The sequence below is a fragment of the Reichenbachiella versicolor genome (assembly GCF_003171675.1).
GTDB classification, from domain to species: domain Bacteria; phylum Bacteroidota; class Bacteroidia; order Cytophagales; family Cyclobacteriaceae; genus Reichenbachiella; species Reichenbachiella versicolor.
The window spans coordinates 136,179-155,450 of record NZ_QFZQ01000003.1; the positions used below are offsets into that span (position 1 = coordinate 136,179).

Sequence of the window (19,272 nt, forward strand, 5' to 3'; positions counted from 1 at the left end):
TTGCCACATTTGTGTTTAAGGTATTAGAACTAATTGTCAATTGATAAGACAGAATAAGATATGAAGTACATAGTGTGCGAAGAACCGGGCAAGTTCGAATTAAAAGAGAAGGAAGCTCCGGTAAGAAAAGAAGGTGAAGCATTGTTGAAAATCAACAAGGTAGGTATTTGTGGAACGGATTTGCACGCTTATGCCGGGAATCAAGCATTCTTTACATACCCTAGGATTTTAGGTCACGAATTAGCATCTACAGTATTAGAGATTGATGAAAATCCCCAAGGTATCAAGGCTGGTGATAATGTGATTGTCATGCCATATGTGAGCTGTGGTAAGTGTGTAGCTTGTAGAGCTGGAAAAACTAACTGTTGTACTAATATTACTGTGTTAGGAGTGCATGGTGATGGTGGGATGCAGGAGCAAATAAGTGTACCAGCTAATATTTTACTTCCAGCTGGAAATCTCTCTGATGATGAAATGGCAATTGTAGAGCCTTTGGCCATCGGAGCTCACGCGATTCGTAGAGCAGATGTTCAAGAGGGAGAAACTGTGGTAGTAATCGGTTGTGGTCCTATAGGTATCGGCATGATGAAATTGGCTCAAGTAGCTGGAGCTAAAGTAATTGCTCTAGATATGAATGATGATAGACTTAAGTATGCTAAGGAAGAAATAGGAGTTGACTACATAGTTAATGTAACAGATAATCCTGTAGAGAAAGTATCAGAAATTACTGGTGGTGATCTGGCTACAGCAGTGTTTGATGCCACAGGTCACAAGGGAGCATTAGAAGCAGGTCCAGATTATATGGCTCATGGAGGCAGATACGTTTTAGTAGGGTTGTCCAAGGGAGAGTTGACATTCTTGCATCCTAAAATTCATGCGAAAGAAACTACAATAATGTGTAGTAGAAATGCCACGATAGAGGATTTCGAACACGTAGTTAATGTTTTGAATAGTGGAGCGTTCCCAACTAGCTCATTTATAACGCACAATGTTGATATGACTGAGATGATTGAGAATTTTGATAGTTGGCTAAAACCAGAAACAGGAGTTATAAAAGCAACTGTTAATTTTTAAAGAATAAAATACTAAAAAAGTGTCCAATCGATATGCACAAATAGATTCACGTGACAATATCATCGTTGCGATTCAGGATCTAAATAAAGGAGAAGAAGTAAGTGTAGCAGGAAAAACGCTGACTCTTGTAGAAGATATTCAAGCAAAGCACAAGTTCGCATTGAACGATTATAAGGCAGGTGATGAAATATTCATGTACGGTGTCTTGGTAGGTAAAGCAATGAAAGATATCCCTATGGGTGCTGCTATTACTACAGATAACTTGAAGCATGCTTCCGCAGAATATTCTGGTAAAAAGGAGAAACCTCATTGGATAGGTCCAGACGTGTCTAAGTATGAGGGAAGGACTTTTAATGGATACCATAGAGCTGATGGGAAAGTCGGCACAGGTAACTACTGGATCGTATTTGCTTTAACTTTCTGTGAAAATAGAAATCTTGATGTATTAAAGGCTGCTTTGACTGAATCCCTGGGGTATGAGACCGAGAAAGATTTTGCAGTAGATACTCAGGCATTAGTTGAAGTAATGAAAAATGGTGGTTCTGAAGATGATATTCTCAATACGGATATTATCCGCACAAAAGAAGAAATCATTAAGAGCAGAATTTTCCCTAATGTAGATGGTATCAAGATTCTAAGACATGAAGGTGGATGTGGAGGAACTAGAGCGGATTCTATAGTTCTTTGTAATCTATTGGCTGGTTACTTGACAAACCCTAATGTAGCTGGAGCAACTGTTTTGAGTCTTGGATGTCAAAATGCTCAGATTCAGGTGTTACAAGATGCGATAAAGAAAAAAGATCCTAATTTTTCTAAGCCTCTTCATATTTTTGAGCAGCAACAATCTAAAAGCGAAAGGTCATTTATAGAAGGTGCAGTGAAGATGACTTTTATGGGGCTTCAGGAAGCGAATAAGATTGAACGTAAACCTGCACCAATAAGTAAGCTTGTACTTGGCTTAGAATGTGGAGGTTCTGATGGGTTTTCTGGTATTTCTGCTAATCCTTCATTGGGATATGCATCTGACTTATTAGCTGCATTGGGAGGTTCACCTGTATTGGCCGAATTCCCAGAGTTGAACGGAGTCGAGCAAGAGTTGATTGACAGATGTGTGAATGAAGAAGATGCAGAAAAGTTTGCAGGATTGATGAAAGCCTATGGTGATAAAGCAATAGCAGTAGGATCAGGCTTCGAAAGCAACCCTTCTCCAGGAAATATTAAGGATGGACTTATTACTGATGCTATGAAGTCTGCAGGTGCAGCGAAGAAAGGTGGTACTTCACCTGTAGTGGAAGTGTTAGATTATACCGAACCAGTGACTAAACCGGGTCTGAATCTATTATGTACTCCTGGTAATGATGTCGAAAGTACTACTGGTTTAGCAGGATCTGGATGTAACGTGGTCGTATTCACGACAGGACTAGGAACCCCTACAGGAAATCCAGTTGTACCTGTAATAAAGCTATCTAGTAATAACAAGCTTTCGGAAAAAATGAGCGATGTGATAGACTTCAACGCCGGTACAGTAATAAGTGGTGAAGACACTATCCAAACGAAAGGAGAAGAGTTATTAGAATATATTATAAAAGTGGCTAGTGGTGAGGAAGTTACTAATGCTACTAGACTTGGTCATGATGATTTTATTCCATGGAAGAGAGATATTTCTCTTTAAAATGAATGTCATTCGAATAACTGATTAGGCTAAAATCTTAATTGGTTTTTTAGAAACTTTTCGAGATGGGTTAGACTAAGTTTCTAATGACAAACAGATAAATCAAATTTTCCGATTTGAAGAGTCGGGGAATTAATCACAAAGGTCTGTCACCTTGTGATTAAAAACTTATTAAGGTTAGTCAAGTCGGCGAGGAGCTGTTTTTTGCTACTGTCAGTTCCTTGTCCGACGAGACCCTTATTTTAAAATAAATAAACGTTTTCTGAGAAAAGGGAGTCTTAGCGGCTTGAGGTTTAGGACCATTAAGATTCTTTAATATGATCAGACTAATAAGCATAAGAAATTATAATGGAACAATTAAGCAGAAATACTCATTCCGCACCAGCTCGTACTGAGCGTATTTTACAATTTGGAGAAGGTAACTTTCTAAGAGCATTTGCTGACTGGATGATTGATAAAATGAACAAAGAAGCTGACTTTGATGGGGGAGTCGTAGCTGTTCAGCCAATTGATAGAGGCATGATCAAAATGATCAACGATCAAGATGGTCTTTACACTGTCCTATTAAATGGGATAAAAAATGGAGAGGCAGTAAAGGAGTATGAAGTAGTGGATTGCATCCAGAGAGGATTGGATCCATATACTCAGTTCGAAGAGTACTTAGCTATTGCTGAAAATCCAGAATTAAGGTTTGTAATATCTAATACGACTGAGGCGGGTATTGCTTACCATGAAAATAATACTATTAATGATGCTCCTCCTAGCAGTTTTCCTGCTAAGTTGACTGTACTATTAAAGAAAAGGTTTGATGCTTTTGCTGGTGCAACTGACAAAGGCTTGATTTTCATTCCATGTGAGTTGATAGATAGAAATGGTGATAATCTGAAGAGAATCATTCTTCAGTATGCCGAAGAATGGGGCTTATCTACAGAGTTTAAAACTTGGGTCGAAGAACATAATATTTTCACCAATACATTAGTAGACCGAATTGTACCAGGATACCCTAAGACTAAGATCGAAGAAATTACGAAAGAGATTGGTTACAAGGATAATATAGTGGTAGAAGGGGAACAGTTCCACCTATGGGTCATCGAAGGACCTCAATCGGTGAAAGATGAATTTCCTTCGGAGAAGTGTGGGTTGAATGTAATCTTTACTGATGACATGGCTCCATATAGAACTCGTAAGGTGAGAATTCTAAATGGGGCGCATACTACTATGGTACCAGTAGCTTACCTATATGGAATAGAGTATGTAAGAGAGTCTGTAGAACATGAAGTAGTAGGTGAGTGGATCAAAGACGCTATATATAAAGAAATTGTACCTACACTAGATCTTTCAAAGGAGGAACTAGAATCGTTCTCAGCGGATGTAATCGATAGGTTTAGAAATCCATACTTGAAGCATGCATTGATGAGTATCTCTTTGAACTCAGTATCTAAGTTCAAGACTAGAGTATTACCATCATTGACTCAATACGTTGATTTAAAAGGAGAGCTTCCTCAGAAGTTGGTAATATCTTTATCTGCTTTAATTGCATTCTATAAAGGTAATGTAGGAGGTAAAGAAATCGCATTAAATGATGATGCTTCAGTTCTAGAGTTTGCAGCTTCTGCTTGGTCTGAATATACTGATGTAGCATCATTGAAGTCAGTTGCAGAGTCATTCTTGGGGAATGAGTCTTTTTGGGGACAAGATTTAAATAAAATCACCGGTTTAACAGACGCAGTTGCAGAAAACTTAGCAGTTATCCTAGGAGATGGTATTCAAAACCTATTAGGGTAATGCGATTAGATTCACATAATCACTTTTGGAACTACAACCCTGAGAAGCACTCATGGATCAATGACGAAATGTCTGTGATCAGACAAGACTTTGGACCAGCAGATCTGAAATCTCTTTTGGCTCAGACAGGATTGGAAGGTACTGTAGCAGTACAGGCTGATCAGACAGAAGCTGAAACTGAGTTTTTGCTTGATCTAGCTCAATCCAATGACTTCATCAAAGCAGTAGTAGGTTGGGTGGATTTACGTTCCGAAAATCTAAATGAGAGACTTTCTCATTTTGCTCAGTACGAAAAACTAGTAGGTGTTCGACATGTGGTTCAGGATGAACCAGACCCGAACTTCATGTTAGGGGAAGATTTTCAGAGAGGTCTTTCTTTGTTGAAAGATTATGGATTGACATATGATATTTTGATTTTTCCTAGTCAGTTGGATGCTGCTATAGAGACCGTTAGAAGACACCCAAAGCAGAAATTTGTTGTAGATCATATTGCTAAACCTTACATCAAGGATGGTAAGCTCGATGGTTGGAAGGAGAAAATTCAACTGCTTTCGTCATTTGACAATGTCATGTGTAAAATTTCAGGTATGGTCACTGAAGCTGATTGGAACAATTGGAGCCAAAAGGATTTTACTCCTTATATGGATGTAATTGTAGAAGCATTTGGTAAAAATCGAATAATGTATGGATCAGACTGGCCAGTATGTTTGTTAGGTGGAGAATACTCTGAGATTAAAGGGATCGTAGATCAGTATTTTTCTTCATATGCTGAGGAGGATCAGAATAAAATATTTGGACTAAACGCCGCAGAATTCTACGGCATAAAATAATATAGATATGGACTTAGGACTTAAAGATAAGGTGATAGTAGTAACTGGTAGTGCTGGTATGAAAGGTAGTATCGGAGAGACTATCGTGCAAGCCATAGCTGCAGAAGGAGCTATACCAGTATTGGTAGATAGAAATGATAGAGGAATTGCATATGCACAAGAGTTTCAAGACAAAGGAGTAGATTCTATATTTGTGAAGACAGATATGACAGAACCTAAGCAGATTGAAGCAGCAGTAAAGCTAATCATTGATAAATACGGTAAAATCGATGCATTAATCAATAATGTAGGGGTAAACGATGGTGCTGGTCTAGATTCATCGGTGGATGATTTCATGTATTCTTTGAAACTAAATATGGTGAGCTATTTTGTGATGGTGAAAGAGTGTCTTCCATATTTGAAGGAATCAAAAGGAAGTATCATGAATGTGGGGTCTAAAGTAGGCTATACTGGACAAGGTGGTACTTCTGGATATGCTGCTGCTAAAGGTGGTGTTTTGGCATTGACTAGAGAATGGGCAGTAGACCTGATCAATGATGGTATCAGAGTGAATGCTCTGATTATAGCTGAAAGTTGGACTCCTGCTTACGACGAGTGGATTAAGACTTTGGACAATGGTGAAGAAAAGCTTAACTCTATCAAAGAGAAAATCCCATTTGAAAACAGAATGACAGAGCCTATGGAAATTGCAAATCAAATCTTATTTACGATTTCTGATAAGGCGGCTCATACTACAGGGCAACATATTTTCGTAGATGGCGGATATGTTCACTTAGATAGAGCATTACTTCCTGCTCAGTAAAACTCAATCAACTAAATAGATAAGACTTAAATTATGAAAAAGAGAGTAATCGTAGCGAAGGATATAATACTTCCCTTTATTGTTATTACTTCATTATTTGCCCTTTGGGGATTTGCTAATGATGTAACTAATCCAATGGTAACAGCCTTTAAGAAAGTAATGCCTGAGCTAAGTTGGTTTGAAGCCTACCTAGTTCAATTTGCATTTTACTTTGGATATGGCTGTATGGCTATTCCTGCTGCTTTATTTATCAGATGGAAAAGCTACAAATCAGGAATTATTCTAGGTTTAGGATTGTATGCTACTGGTGCGTTTTTATTTTTTCCAGCATCTTCTTTGGAGAGTTATCCATTTTTCTTGATCTCACTTTACGTAATTACATGTGGTTTAGCGTTACTTGAAACAACAGCAAATCCACTTGTATTATCTCTAGGTGATCAGGAAACTGCTACTCAACGATTGAATTTAGCTCAGTCATTTAACCCTATTGGGTCTTTAACAGGAATGACAGTAGCTCAGTTTGTAGTACTTGATAAAATTAAGTCGGCTGATTACGATGAGACTACTTATGCTGTATTGGATGCAGCAGAGAAAGCTGCAATTAAAACGGCAGACTTAGGTATTATTAGTGTACCTTATTTAGCCATTGGAGCAGTTGTACTCGTGATTATGGTTGTGTTTATAATTATGAAGCTGCCTGCTGGACAAGAACACGTGAGCTTAACCTTTAAAGAATCTATTCAAAAGGTTTTTGCTAGAAAAGCTTTCTTTCCAGGTGTATTGGCTCAGATGTTTTATGTAGGGGCACAAATCATGTGCTGGACTGCAATTTTTCAATATGTAGAATATTTGAATCTATCTGAAGGGAAAGAGTTAGTAGCTACTTATTGGAATATGTTAGCGATGGGGATTTTCTTAGCTGGTAGATTCTTAGGAACAGCTTTACTAAGTAAGATCAAAGCCCCTAAATTATTATCTGCATTTGCAGCTTGTGCTATTGCATGTTGTTTTGGAGCGATTGTCACTCCTGGTATGCCTGGTTTGATTTCTTTGGTTTGTATTTCATTATTTATGTCTATAATGTTCCCTACGATTTACGGAATTGCCTTAAAGGATATGGGAGATGAGGCTAAAGTAGGATCAGCTTTCCTAGTAATGGCTATTGTTGGAGGAGCTATATTTCCTCCTATGCAAGGATTAATAATTGACGCAGGCGGATCTGGATTAAGTGATACTCTAATCATGGGGGTTCCAGAGGTGAAATTCTCTTTTATCATGCCTATGATCTGTATAGCTATGGTTGGATTATATGGACTATATGTTACTAAATTAAAAGGAGAAAATTAATGAGTACACAAAGATTTTGTTTAGCTCTGGATCTTAAAGATGATCCAGAGTTAATCGCTAAATACGAAGAATACCATGCGCCGGGAAATGCATGGCCTGAGATTACAGAAAGTATTACTAGTGCCGGAATCACGGATATGCAGATCTACAGAACTGGAAATAGACTGTTTATGATTATGGAAGTAGATGAGACTTTCGATCCTACTAAGAAGGCTGAAATGGATGCAAATAATCCAAAAGTTCAAGAGTGGGAGGAGTTGATGAATACTTTTCAATTACCAATCCCATGGGCTGCACCAGGAGAAAAATGGGTGCCGATGAATAAAATTTTTCAACTGTGATCGAACACGCTACGGAAAATGACTTTTGTCATATTTTTTTACACTCACTTTTTGGTTTTTTAATAAAACTTTAACTGTTTTGTAGCAGTTCCAGTTGCAGGAACAAAAATATTTAGGTTAGGTTAATTAGATAAGGGCTCATTCGCAAAGGCGGTGAGCCTTTTTTATATTAATGTATTTCGCACGATTAAATTTCTTGTTTCCCAATCACAGTTCTGTTAAAAGAAACTACTCATCTCTATTTATTTGATCTCACAAGAAAGAATAAAAAGCATACTATCTTATTATCGTCGCGTAGATTCTCGAGATAGTCTGTATTTTCTAGTAATGGAAAAATGTTAGAGCTTGGCTAGCTTGATGGCAAAGGTTTGATTGAGTGTGATAGGAGTAGATTTTGCAAAGGTTTAGAATAGAATCTTAATCTAAGTCAGCTTCTTATCTGTTTCGCTCTTTGAATGACCAAGTAAAGTCAAATTCTGAAACTATAGTACCATCTGAAGTTCTTCCTGTAGTGTGAATAGTGACTTCTATACCTTGTTTTGTTTCTATGGCCTTATTAACTGCAGAAAATAGCTTTTCACCATCTTCACAAATAAAAAATACACGGTCTTTGGCCTGTTTGTGAAATTTTGCTTTGAACCCTGTGACGATTACTGCCACACTCGGATTATATCCAATGCTAGCCATAATAGCCATTACTCCAGTAGATATCTCGGCAGCCATGCTCTGTACAGCGAAATACATAGATTTAAAAGGGTTGAAGTTGAGCCACTTAAAAGGGACAGTTGAGACACTTTTCGTAGTGTCAAGATGAGTTAACTTCATGCCACATAGAAATCCAAGAGGAATCTTTGTGAGTAAGAAAGAGCGAAAAATAAAAGGATTGATCATCCTTCGATGAAAAGCTGATTGCTTAGGGTTCAGTTGTCTCATAGTCATGCTAGAAGATACTAAATATCTGGTTGATAAACCCTTTATTCTCTGGATAGCCCTTTGGGTTTAATTTCTTAACCTCTTGGGTAGAGTTTAAAATCTTGAAGAAACCCTCTACCCCTTAAGTTGGCGAACGTCATTCTGGGCCAAGGTGAATTGAGAGTTATTCACATATAACCTACTGTTGCATTCCGTTTTTGAAAAGCGTCATGAAACGCATGACGCTTTTTAAACGGCTCAAAAATCTCCCATTAACACATCATGATTGCTCCGGCTTCTTCGATATGTTCAGGTAACTTTACTTTGTATGGGTCGATTTTCCAGATGTCATCACAATATTCTCGAATAGTTCGGTCACTAGAAAATTTACCAGATCTAGCTACATTGAGAATTGACATTTTAGTCCAAGCATCTTGATCTCTATAAGCTTCAGCTACTCGATCTTGGCACTCAATATAACTTTGATAATCAGCCATTAATACATATTCATCACTGTATTTTAAATTATCCACTATAGGGTGGAATAGATTCGGTTGTTGTGGACTAAAATAGCCGGTGTATATCATGTTCAATACCTTTTGTAGTTCATGATTGACATCGTAATGGTGAAGAGGTATGTAGTTACTAGCTTTTAACTCATAAACCTGTTTTGCATCTAATCCAAACAGGAAAAAGTTCTCTTCGCCTACCTCTTCACGTATTTCGATGTTCGCACCATCAAGAGTACCAATGGTCAAAGCCCCATTCATTGTAAACTTCATATTTCCAGTACCAGAAGCTTCTTTTCCTGCAGTAGAAATCTGCTCCGAAAGATCAGCTGCTGGATATACCGATTGACTGTTTTTCACACTATAGTTTGGAAGAAAAACAACTTTAAGCCTACCATTCACATCAGGGTCGTGGTTTACTACTTCAGCCACTGAATTAATCAACTTAATAATAAGCTTAGCCATGAAGTATCCTGGAGCTGCCTTACCACCAAAAATGAATGTTCTAGGTACTATGTCAATATTAGGATTTTCTTTTATACGGTTGTATAGAGTGATAATATGTAGGACATTCAAATGTTGACGTTTGTATTCATGAATTCTTTTCACCTGAATGTCAAATATTGAATTCACATTTAATTCAATTCCATATTTGTTTTTGATTTTATCAGCAAGTTTCTGTTTTGCACTAAGTTTCGCTTCTTGCCAGTCTTTTTTGAACTTCTTGTTGTCAGCGTATTGTTCAATCTCCTTCAGTTTTGTCAGATCTTTGATCCACTCTGAACCTATTTTACTGGCAATTACTGCTGCCAAATCAGGATTTGAAGCTACCATCCATCTTCTTGGTGTTACTCCATTCGTCTTATTCGAGAATTTTTCTGGGTACATTTCATAGAAGTCTTTCAATACCTCAGAAATTAATAATTCGGTATGTAGTGCTGCTACGCCGTTTACTGCATACGATCCTACAATAGCTAAGTGCGCCATTCGAATGTACTTTTCACCAGCTTCATCGATGATCGACATTCTAGAAATCTTGCCTTCATCGTTGGGGAATTTTTTTCGGATGGAGTTCAAGAAATGATAGTTGATCTCAAGAATAATTTCAAGATGTCTAGGGAGCAGTTTGCCAAACAAAGGCATCGACCATTTTTCTAACGCTTCAGGAAGTAAAGTATGGTTTGTGTACGCGAAGGTTTTGCGTGTAACTTCCCATGCTTCGTCCCAACTGACATCGTTTTCATCAATTAGTAGTCTCATCATTTCTGCTACAGCAATAGACGGGTGAGTATCATTGAGTTGCATTGTCATTTTCTCATGGAAAACTGTAATAGGAGTTTTTCGAACCTTTTTATGGAACCTAATTACATCTTGCAGTGTAGCTGAAACAAAGAAAAATTGCTGCATTAATCGTAATTCTTTACCGCTAATTTTGGAGTCGTTGGGGTAAAGAACTTTAGTAATATTTTCAGAGATAACTTTATTCTCTACGGCACCAAAGAAGTCACCTTCGTTAAAGGATTGAAAGTCAAAGCTTTGGTCGGCTTCCGCTTTCCAGAGCCTTAGAATTACAGCATTATCTGATTTATATCCAGTGATAGGTGTGTCATATGGAATTGCTAATACTTCTTGATCAGCATCCCAACTTACTCTATAATTACTCTTCTCATCATACCATACTCTCGTTTTTCCTCCAAACTTCACATGGACACTAGATTGGTACACAGGTACTTCCCAAGGGTTGCCAAATTTTAGCCATTTATCGGTTCCTTCTACTTGCCAACCGTCTTGAATACGCTGATCGAATATTCCAAATTCGTATCTGATTCCGTACCCAATCGCAGGAATATCAAGTGATGCCATAGAGTCAAGAAAGCATGCAGCCAATCTGCCTAAGCCTCCATTACCTAACCCAGGCTCAACTTCTTGATCAATCATTTTTTCAAGATCAAGTCCTAATTCATCCATTGCCTCACGGAAATTTTCTTTTTGTCCTAAGTTTATCAGGTTGTTTTCTAGATGAGGTCCAAGAAGAAATTCTGCAGATAAATAGGAAACAGTTCTAGGGTCTTTCTTTTTAAAGTCTTGCAAGGCATGTAACCACCGCTGCATAATTCTATCTCTTATAGTATATGACAGCGCCATATATTCATCCCATTTTGTTGCGGATGACGGTACTTTACTTTGCATACAAAATAAGTGATCTAAATATGCTCTTTTGACCGTCTCTTTATCGAGACCAGTTCTGTCATTCTCTACATGAGTTCTTTTTGGTGAAGTTTTGGCCATGTTGGTATTTAAAATTTAAGGTTTGAGATTTATTTAATCCTATTCAAGATACAAGACATTAATAAAATCTTAGTGACGGAAAGGGCTGAATTTTTCAAAAAACATCTGATAAGAAAGAGCTTATGTCCAGTATGAGGGGGGAATTCAAATATCTAATTGAATTTTTTTAAGATGATTAATCATTACCTATCTTCAAATGATCGTTTAAGTGTCAGTGATCAATGACTGTACCAATGTGACTCATTTTAATTGGACACTTAAAGGATACTTAGTAACTACTGAATGATGAATGGTATGACAAGACGAACTATTACTTTATGGTTAGGCGCATTGTTCATATTGATATGCCAGCCATACGTCAAAGGTCAATCCTTTGATGAAAATGACTATTACAAGACACCACTCAATCATTATCTATTGGTCAATTTTAAAAAGGATTATAAAATAGATAATGATTTTGATACAGATGATTCACCGTTGTTGCAGAAGGCAATTGATTTTGTAGCAGCTAGAAATGGCGGTGCCGTCTATATTCAAAAAGGAAAATATACTTTTTCTGAAGTTAGATTAAAACCTGGCGTCCACCTGCAAATTGAACCAGGAACTGTAATTAAACCTAGGCGTGAAGGTTATCTCAATAGACAAGGGCAGCATTCTGAATATTCAGTGTTTTATATAGGGATTAAAGGCGATCAAATATATGATGATATGAGCATAACTGGAATGGGGGGCAGTTTTACAGTCAACCTCTCAGAGGCTGATAATCACAAAGGAAAGGCGGTAACTGTTTTCAATGCTCAGAATTTTTCTGTTAGTAACATGAAGGTATTATGTGATGGTATGGTACTAAGTCCAATAAGCATTCTAGCTTCTGTTTACAAAGGGAAAATCCTAAAAGTAAGAAATGGAGTGGTAAAGAATGTTTCTGGTGAAGGATTACAGTATTGGTTGAACTTGGTAAAAATATCAACTGGAGATAATTTATACATAGACAATGTGTCGGCCGTAGGTGGAACAACCTTAGGCATTGAGCCTTGGCTGAATGTAGAGCCATTCCTTATGAGGCATGTTCGTGTAGATAATGTGGTTGCTAAAAGAGTAGCTAATGAAAGTGGTTATGCAGGAGTAGTACTAAATCCTAGATTATCCGAAAATGGAATTATCAAAATAAAAGATGTCATAGCTAAAGGGTCGGCAACTGCAGTTAGTATTGAGAAACAATTCTTAAATGACAATTTACGCAGTAAAGGTTTCGTCGAAGGTAAGCTAGATCCATCTACCTCTATAAGGAATGTAAAAGCAACCAGCTCTGAAAAACAAGCTATGGTCAAGTATAAGTTTTTTAGGTATTTGCCATGTGATATCAGACCTGACGTTGCAAAACCTGAAGGAAATAAACAATACACTGCAATGTTTTCTGGTCCTTCTATTGCACCGATTTTGAATATTTATGGCCCAAAAATAAATGTTAGTAAAGAATCAGTTATTGAGTCTAATGGCTTTCCAGATCAGCGCATATATGTAACTAGGAATATGAAGTATCAGTGTAAATAATACTATTAGTACAATCTAAGTAAGGATTAAAAACAGCAGACTGTCAAGTCTGCCGTTTTTAATCATTTAAACTCTATGACCAAATAGATTCCACAGTATATGGAGAGCCTTCTTGTGCCCAAAACTGTCCGTCAATGTATCTATGACCTAAATCTAAGCTGTCAATTGTAGCGATGTCTTCGGTAGAAAGAGTAATGTCTTTACTATCTAAGTTTTGTTTTAGCCTTTCAGGATTGGTAGATTTAGGAATAACAACTAATCCCTTGGCAATAGTCCAAGCAATCAATGCTTGAGCCACAGAAATGCCATTGGTCTCTGCTATAGCTTTAACTTTTTCATTTTGAAGAAGAGCTGGTTCGTCATCTCTCTTTACTCTCGCGGGTCTATCTGCAGAGCCTAATGGAGAGTAACAAGTAACCTTAATACCTTCACTCAGGCAATAATCTACCAATTCAGGTTGTTGGTTATAAGCATGTCTTTCAAATTGGTTCATTTCAGGTTTTATACCAGAAAGTTTAGTGATTTCTTCAATTTTACTTTTACTGAAATTACTAACACCAATATGTTTTATTTTACCTGTTTTCTTTAATTCTATCAACTCATTCCAAGTTTCAATTAAAGGGATTTCTTCTAATGAAATAAAGTCAGCACCACTAGAAGGTAAGTCTATTCTAGACTTCATAGCCACTGGCCAATGAATTAAGTATAAGTCTAAATAATCAAGTTTAAGAGCTTTTAAACTTCTATTCATACCTTCTTCAACATCTTCTTTTTTGTGAAAAGAATTCCAAAGTTTAGAAGTAATCCATAGATCTTCTCTCGCCACCAAACCGGTTTTTATGGCTTCTTGAATAGCATCACCTACTTCATTTTCGTTGCCATAGATATATGCACAATCGATGTGTCTATAGCCTATTTTGATCGCCTCTAATACTGCCTCGTATACCTCTCCTGGAGCAGATTTCCATGTACCAAGTCCTAGGATCGGCATTTGATCACCATTATCAAATGTCAGTGTTCTCATATTAATGTCTTTCGTAGTTGAACCAGCAATTTAAAATTTTGAGTTACAAATCAACAACGAATTTTATCCCTACAGAAACAATTACAGGTTCAAAATATGGACTTAGGATAAAATGGCTGCGCTTTTTTTTATAACTTTCGCCCTTATCAAAAGGCAAATACATATATGACAAGTGAAAAAGAAGATTTCACCTTAATAGAAGCCATCCTACCTATCCTTTTTTTGACCGCATTCCTGAGTTTTAACGTCTTCGTTTTTGGAGATGCTGCGTTAGACGGATCCAATCAAATCGTACTACTAGTTTCTGCTGCTGTAGCTGTTATTATAGCAATGCTAAGAGGATTTTCTTGGGATGAGGTACAAGCGGGGATGTTAAAAAGTATTAACTCTACGATGCCTTCTATTTTGATACTTCTTATGATTGGAGCTATTTCTGGTAGCTGGTTGGTCAGTGGGATCGTACCTGCCATGATTTACTATGGGATATTGATGTTGAATCCTGATTTCTTCTTAGCAGCTGCATGCGTGGTCTGTGCAGTAGTTTCGGTAGCCACTGGTAGTTCTTGGACTACAGCTGCTACAGTAGGAGTAGCACTTATAGGAATAGGGCAGACAATGGGGATTCATACAGGAATGGTTGCTGGAGCAATTTTATCAGGAGCTTATTTTGGTGATAAAATGTCTCCATTATCAGATACGACTAATCTAGCACCAGCTATGGCTGGTACAGATCTATTCACTCATATTAAATACATGTCACTTACTACGATTCCGAGTATTGTAGTAACACTGATAATTTTTATAGTCTTAGGTCTTACAGCTGAAACTAATGTGGATGCCACATATACATTGGAAGTTCTATCCATAATTGATGAAAAGTTTAATATCAATTTAGGTCTGTTTGTTGTGCCAATTATAGTAGTGGTAATGATTGCAAAAAAGGTACCCGCACTGCCTTCATTATTCGTAGGTAGTATTTTAGCTATTTTAGTAGCTATTCTATTTCAAAAACCAATATTACAAGAAGTGAGTGGCCTTAATTCCGGAGGGTGGGAAGCTATGTTTGTAGGTGCCATGAAGTCAGTATATGGAGGAATTGCAGTGACTACATCTAACGAGATGGTAAATGATTTATTGAGTTCCGGAGGAATGTACGGTATGTTAAATACAGTCTGGTTAATTATCTCTGCAATTATATTTGGCGGTGTAATGGAAGGTACTGGAATGCTGCGCAAAATCGTGACTACATTAATGAGTGGAATTAAAAGTACAGGAAGTTTGATTGCAGCCACTGCTGGAACATGTACTTTTTTCAATTTCACAGCCTCAGATCAATACCTCGCTATCGTTGTTCCAGGAAGGATGTATGCAGATAAATATAGAAATCAGGGATTGGCTCCTGAGAATTTAAGTCGAACTCTTGAGGACAGTGGTACCGTGACATCGGTATTGGTACCATGGAATACATGTGGAGCTTATCACGCAGGAGTTTTAGGTGTAACTACAGGTGCATTTATTCCATACTGTTTTTTTAATATAATTAGCCCATTGATGACTATTGCCTTTGGGTATTTGAATTTTAAAATTCGCCGATTGAACGCTGATGAAGTAGCCAGTTGAATTGTTTGCTGGAGTAGTTATTTAATAATTGTTAGAAGTATCTTATATTTAAAGATGCCGATAGTAGCTAGACTTTGAAGAAAAGAGGATTGATGGAAGTAAGGAAAATTACAAAGGAGGAAGTTAATGCATTACCATTGATCAAGTTTGAAGGTGAAATCTGCTTGATTGATAAAGTGGAGGATGTTGCGGCGGCTATTGAGTATTTGTCCAAACATGAGTTAATCGGTTTTGATACTGAAACCAAACCCGCTTTTAAAAAAGGGCAAGTTTTTCCAGTTGCACTTCTACAACTAGCTACAAAAGAAAGGGCATTTCTATTCAGGTTACTGGAAACAGGTTTTACCAATGAAATGGTCGAACTTTTTCAAAACCCGTCTGTGGCTATAGCAGGCATAGGTATACATGATGATATTAAAGATCTTCAAAAGCTAAAGGATTTTGAACCATCTGGTTTTGTTGATTTGAATGTTATGGCTAAAGAACTTGAGTTTGAAAGTATAGGAGCTCGAAATTTTGCAGGGATGTTCTTAAAAGGAAGAATCTCAAAAAGTCAGCAAGTTTCAAACTGGGAGAATGAAGTATTGACAGAAGCTCAGATAAGCTATGCAGCGACAGATGCCTGGATTTGTATTGAAGTTTACGAAAGACTTCTATCGCTAGAAGTTTAGTTTACCTACCTTTTATCTCCGAAATTTTTAATACCCAAAATGCCTAAATCATCTGGCTTTCTAGCCTCATTAGCAACTAAGTGTCAAGAAAATTATGGTACTAATTGCGACCAATTAACTATTGTTTTTCCCAATAAAAGAGCTGGAGTCTATTTTGCTCAAGAACTATCAAAGGTCTATAATCAGCCTATATGGTCTCCTCAAATTTTTTCCTTAGAAGAGTATGTCCTAGCTCAGCAATCAAAAACGGTATTGGATGATTTGCAACTTAACCTTATTCTATACAGTGTTTACACACGGCTAAATGAGTATGCCGAGTCATTTGACTCCTTCTTTTCTTGGGGAGAAATGATATTGAAAGACTTCAATGATATTGATAATTATTTGGTAGATCCAAGTCACATTTTTCGTATTGTTCAGTCACAGAAAGAGTTGGAGGAGTCTTTTAGCTTTATGTCTGACCATGATAAAAAAGTGATTCAACAATTTTGGAAGGGATTCTTACCTACACCAAATAAAAAACAACAAGAATTTATCAAGACTTGGCAAGTTTTGAAACCTTTATATGAATCGTTTATTAAGGAGCTGGATCAACGTTCCGCCATTTATAAGGGAATAGCTTTTCGCGAATTTGCCAATAGTAATTATTCTAGAAAGGATGTTTGGTTTGCAGGTTTCAACGCATTGACCAAAGCGGAGGAAAAGATCATAAAGACTCATTTATTAGAACCAACTTGTGATATATTCTGGGATATTGACGAGTATTATCTTAATAGTAAAGTTCAGGAGGCAGGAGTTTTTTTTCAACAATATGCTAATGACCCGATTCTACAAAAATCTATTCATCGGGATGCGGTCAATAAGATCACAAAAAGAGATACCTCAGTAAAGGTAATTGCAGCTCCTTTTGGGATGGGGCAGGTGATGAGTGCAACCCAATCAATCACTGAAAAGTATAATTTAGGACAACTCAAGAACACACTTGTGGTGGTGACTGATGATAGTCTATTGCCTTCATTGATTGAGTATTTCCCTCCAATGGATGCTAAAGTTAATGTAACAGCTGGTTGGTCACTTGATAGATCTAGGGTTTGCCTACTTTTTGGTCAGTTGTTGAACCTAGTATCTGAAGCATCCCAAAAAAAATATTTACATATTGACTCAATCAATGAGATATTACAATATGCCGACTTACTAGAGGTTGATGGTGAGGTGGTTGATGATTTTCAGGCGAAAGTGCTTAAGGAAAACTTGTTTTATCATAGCATAGATGCAGTAAAAAAGATAATTCCTAAATCTGAGTCTGTTATTCAGTCAGATATTGATGTACAGAGTTTATTAGACTCTATGATTGTGATGCTGAAGGATATGTCTGTTGATGATTTAAATGAATTAGACAAATCTGCAAGACAGCTGCTACATAAGATGTTAAAGCATATATCGATGGCATTGTCAGAGAGTAATGTGAAGTTTGAAATGGCTTCCTTTATCAAGCTTTTTAAGAAGTTAGGCGCTACTATAAAAATTCCATTGATAGGAGATACCCAAAGGGATATACAGGTCATGGGAGTTTTGGAGACTAGGAATTTGTCATTTGAAAATGTGATCGTAATAGGTATGAATGAAGGTGCATGGCCTTCGGACTCTTCCAACAGTTCTTTTATTCCATATAATATCCGAAAAGCGTTTGATCTTCCTGTCGTCGAGAATAATGATGCGATGCAGTCTTATCTGTTTTATAGATTACTACAGGATGCTAATAAAATTGAGTTTTATTATAATAATATCTCCGAGTTCAATCACAATGGAGAACTAAGTAGATATGTAAAGCAGATACAACATGAATCTGGGCTGAAAATTTCTGAGGAGTTAGTGGTTAATAAGGTGGATGTTAAGAGGCCGAAAGAAATCACAGTCGTCAAAGATGATGAAGTCATGTCGGAGTTAATGAAGTATACAATTGAGGAAGGCTATAAAAAATTATCACCGTCTGCACTAAGTACATATTTGGAGTGTCCCATGAGGTTTTGTTTTAAGTATGTAAAGAACCTTTTTGAGCCAGACGAAATTAAGGAAGATGTAGACCCTGCTTTACTAGGGAATTTACTACATCATGCTATGGAATATCTATATAAGGGTAAGGATCTTATTGAATCTAAAGATTTGGAAAGCCTTGATATTGAGGGGGCACTCAGAGAGTCTTTTTTGTCCAATCGATTATCTCTAGATGATGAATCTAAAGTGTTAGGAAGGCAACAAGTAGTATATGAGGTGCTTAAGAAGTTCATGGAGCAGATTATCAAACATGATCAACAGTATTCACCATTCACTATTGTTGGACTTGAGCGTACAGATTGGGAAATTGAACTTAAGTTGAATCTCACAGGTGGGCATCATGTGGGGCTAAAAGGAATAATAGATCGAGTAGATGAATATCAAGGGCGAATTAGGATACTAGATTATAAGTCTGGAAAGGATAGTAGAGAATTTTATGGTTTAGATTCTTTATTTGATCCTAAAGATGATAAAAGAAATAAGGCTGTTTTTCAATTGTTTTATTATGCTCTATTGTATTCTGAAAACAATGATACTTCTATAGCAATTCAACCAGGTTTATTTAATAGTTCAGACTTATTTAAGAAAGATTTTTCTGTAGAGATCTTGGACAGGTCTACAAAGAAAGTGGTCTTTGACGCACGAGATTATCTTGATGAATATAAGGAAGGGTTAATCTCTCTATTAAGCGAAATATTTGACCCTAGTGTAGATTTTGTACAGACCGATGATGAAAAGAAATGTTCTTATTGTCCATACGCTGCGCTATGTTTCAAGGAATAAAAGA

General features: G+C 37.0%; 14 protein-coding genes. 11 read left to right on the plus strand and 3 right to left on the minus strand.

What is annotated here, in order from left to right; all coding sequences use genetic code 11:
* The first annotated feature begins 60 nt into the window (after positions 1 to 60).
* From DKG80_RS08765 to DKG80_RS08795, 7 genes are all read left to right on the plus strand, one after another.
* Entirely contained in the window at positions 61 to 1,074 is a 1,014-nt protein-coding gene (locus tag DKG80_RS08765; RefSeq protein WP_109830959.1) for a zinc-binding alcohol dehydrogenase family protein, read from the plus strand.
* Positions 1,075 to 1,093: 19 nt separating this feature from the next.
* Entirely contained in the window at positions 1,094 to 2,746 is a 1,653-nt protein-coding gene (locus tag DKG80_RS08770; protein ID WP_109830960.1) for a UxaA family hydrolase, read from the plus strand.
* Positions 2,747 to 3,094: 348 nt separating this feature from the next.
* Positions 3,095 to 4,531 (plus strand): tagaturonate reductase, encoded by a 1,437-nt coding sequence (locus DKG80_RS08775; RefSeq protein ID WP_109830961.1) that lies wholly within the window; start codon positions 3,095 to 3,097, stop codon positions 4,529 to 4,531.
* Positions 4,531 to 5,361 (plus strand): amidohydrolase family protein, encoded by an 831-nt coding sequence (locus DKG80_RS08780; RefSeq protein ID WP_109830962.1) that lies wholly within the window; start codon positions 4,531 to 4,533, stop codon positions 5,359 to 5,361. Before DKG80_RS08775 ends, DKG80_RS08780 begins: the two co-directional genes overlap by 1 nt.
* A 7-nt stretch (positions 5,362 to 5,368) precedes the next feature.
* On the plus strand, positions 5,369 to 6,163 hold the full coding sequence (locus DKG80_RS08785) for an SDR family oxidoreductase (protein WP_109830963.1): 795 nt from the start codon (positions 5,369 to 5,371) through the stop codon (positions 6,161 to 6,163).
* 33 nt (positions 6,164 to 6,196) lie between these two features.
* Entirely contained in the window at positions 6,197 to 7,510 is a 1,314-nt protein-coding gene (gene fucP / locus DKG80_RS08790) for an L-fucose:H+ symporter permease (RefSeq protein WP_109830964.1), read from the plus strand.
* A complete protein-coding gene (locus DKG80_RS08795; RefSeq protein ID WP_109830965.1) occupies positions 7,510 to 7,851 on the plus strand; it encodes an L-rhamnose mutarotase in 342 nt (113 codons plus the stop codon). Before fucP ends, DKG80_RS08795 begins: the two co-directional genes overlap by 1 nt.
* Before the next feature lie 435 nt (positions 7,852 to 8,286).
* Here the strand turns inward: DKG80_RS08795 and DKG80_RS08800 are convergent, their stop codons facing one another.
* Both DKG80_RS08800 and DKG80_RS08805 read right to left on the minus strand, forming a co-directional pair.
* On the minus strand, positions 8,287 to 8,790 hold the full coding sequence (locus DKG80_RS08800; protein WP_109830966.1) for a DUF4442 domain-containing protein: 504 nt from the start codon (positions 8,788 to 8,790) through the stop codon (positions 8,287 to 8,289).
* Between the two features lie 245 nt (positions 8,791 to 9,035).
* The gene (locus tag DKG80_RS08805) at positions 9,036 to 11,561 is read right to left on the minus strand and encodes a glycogen/starch/alpha-glucan phosphorylase (RefSeq protein ID WP_109830967.1); all 2,526 of its coding nucleotides are present in this window, start codon (positions 11,559 to 11,561) and stop codon (positions 9,036 to 9,038) included.
* A 294-nt stretch (positions 11,562 to 11,855) separates the two neighbouring features.
* Between DKG80_RS08805 and DKG80_RS08810 the strand changes: the two genes are divergently transcribed.
* Positions 11,856 to 13,115, plus strand: coding sequence for a glycosyl hydrolase family 28-related protein (locus DKG80_RS08810; RefSeq protein ID WP_162555773.1), 1,260 nt, complete (start codon positions 11,856 to 11,858; stop codon positions 13,113 to 13,115).
* A 73-nt stretch (positions 13,116 to 13,188) separates the two neighbouring features.
* Here DKG80_RS08810 and DKG80_RS08815 read toward each other — a convergent pair whose 3' ends face one another.
* A complete protein-coding gene (locus DKG80_RS08815; RefSeq protein WP_109830969.1) occupies positions 13,189 to 14,139 on the minus strand; it encodes an aldo/keto reductase in 951 nt (316 codons plus the stop codon).
* A gap of 165 nt (positions 14,140 to 14,304) precedes the next feature.
* Between DKG80_RS08815 and nhaC the strand changes: the two genes are divergently transcribed.
* The 3 genes from nhaC (at position 14,305) to DKG80_RS08830 (ending at position 19,268) form a co-directional block, all read left to right on the plus strand.
* A complete protein-coding gene (gene nhaC, locus DKG80_RS08820) occupies positions 14,305 to 15,759 on the plus strand; it encodes a Na+/H+ antiporter NhaC (protein ID WP_109830970.1) in 1,455 nt (484 codons plus the stop codon).
* Between the two features lie 92 nt (positions 15,760 to 15,851).
* On the plus strand, positions 15,852 to 16,430 hold the full coding sequence (locus DKG80_RS08825; RefSeq protein ID WP_109830971.1) for a 3'-5' exonuclease: 579 nt from the start codon (positions 15,852 to 15,854) through the stop codon (positions 16,428 to 16,430).
* A gap of 39 nt (positions 16,431 to 16,469) precedes the next feature.
* Positions 16,470 to 19,268: a PD-(D/E)XK nuclease family protein gene (locus tag DKG80_RS08830; protein ID WP_109830972.1), complete on the plus strand. Its 2,799-nt coding sequence runs from the start codon at positions 16,470 to 16,472 to the stop codon at positions 19,266 to 19,268.
* Positions 19,269 to 19,272: the final 4 nt, after the last annotated feature.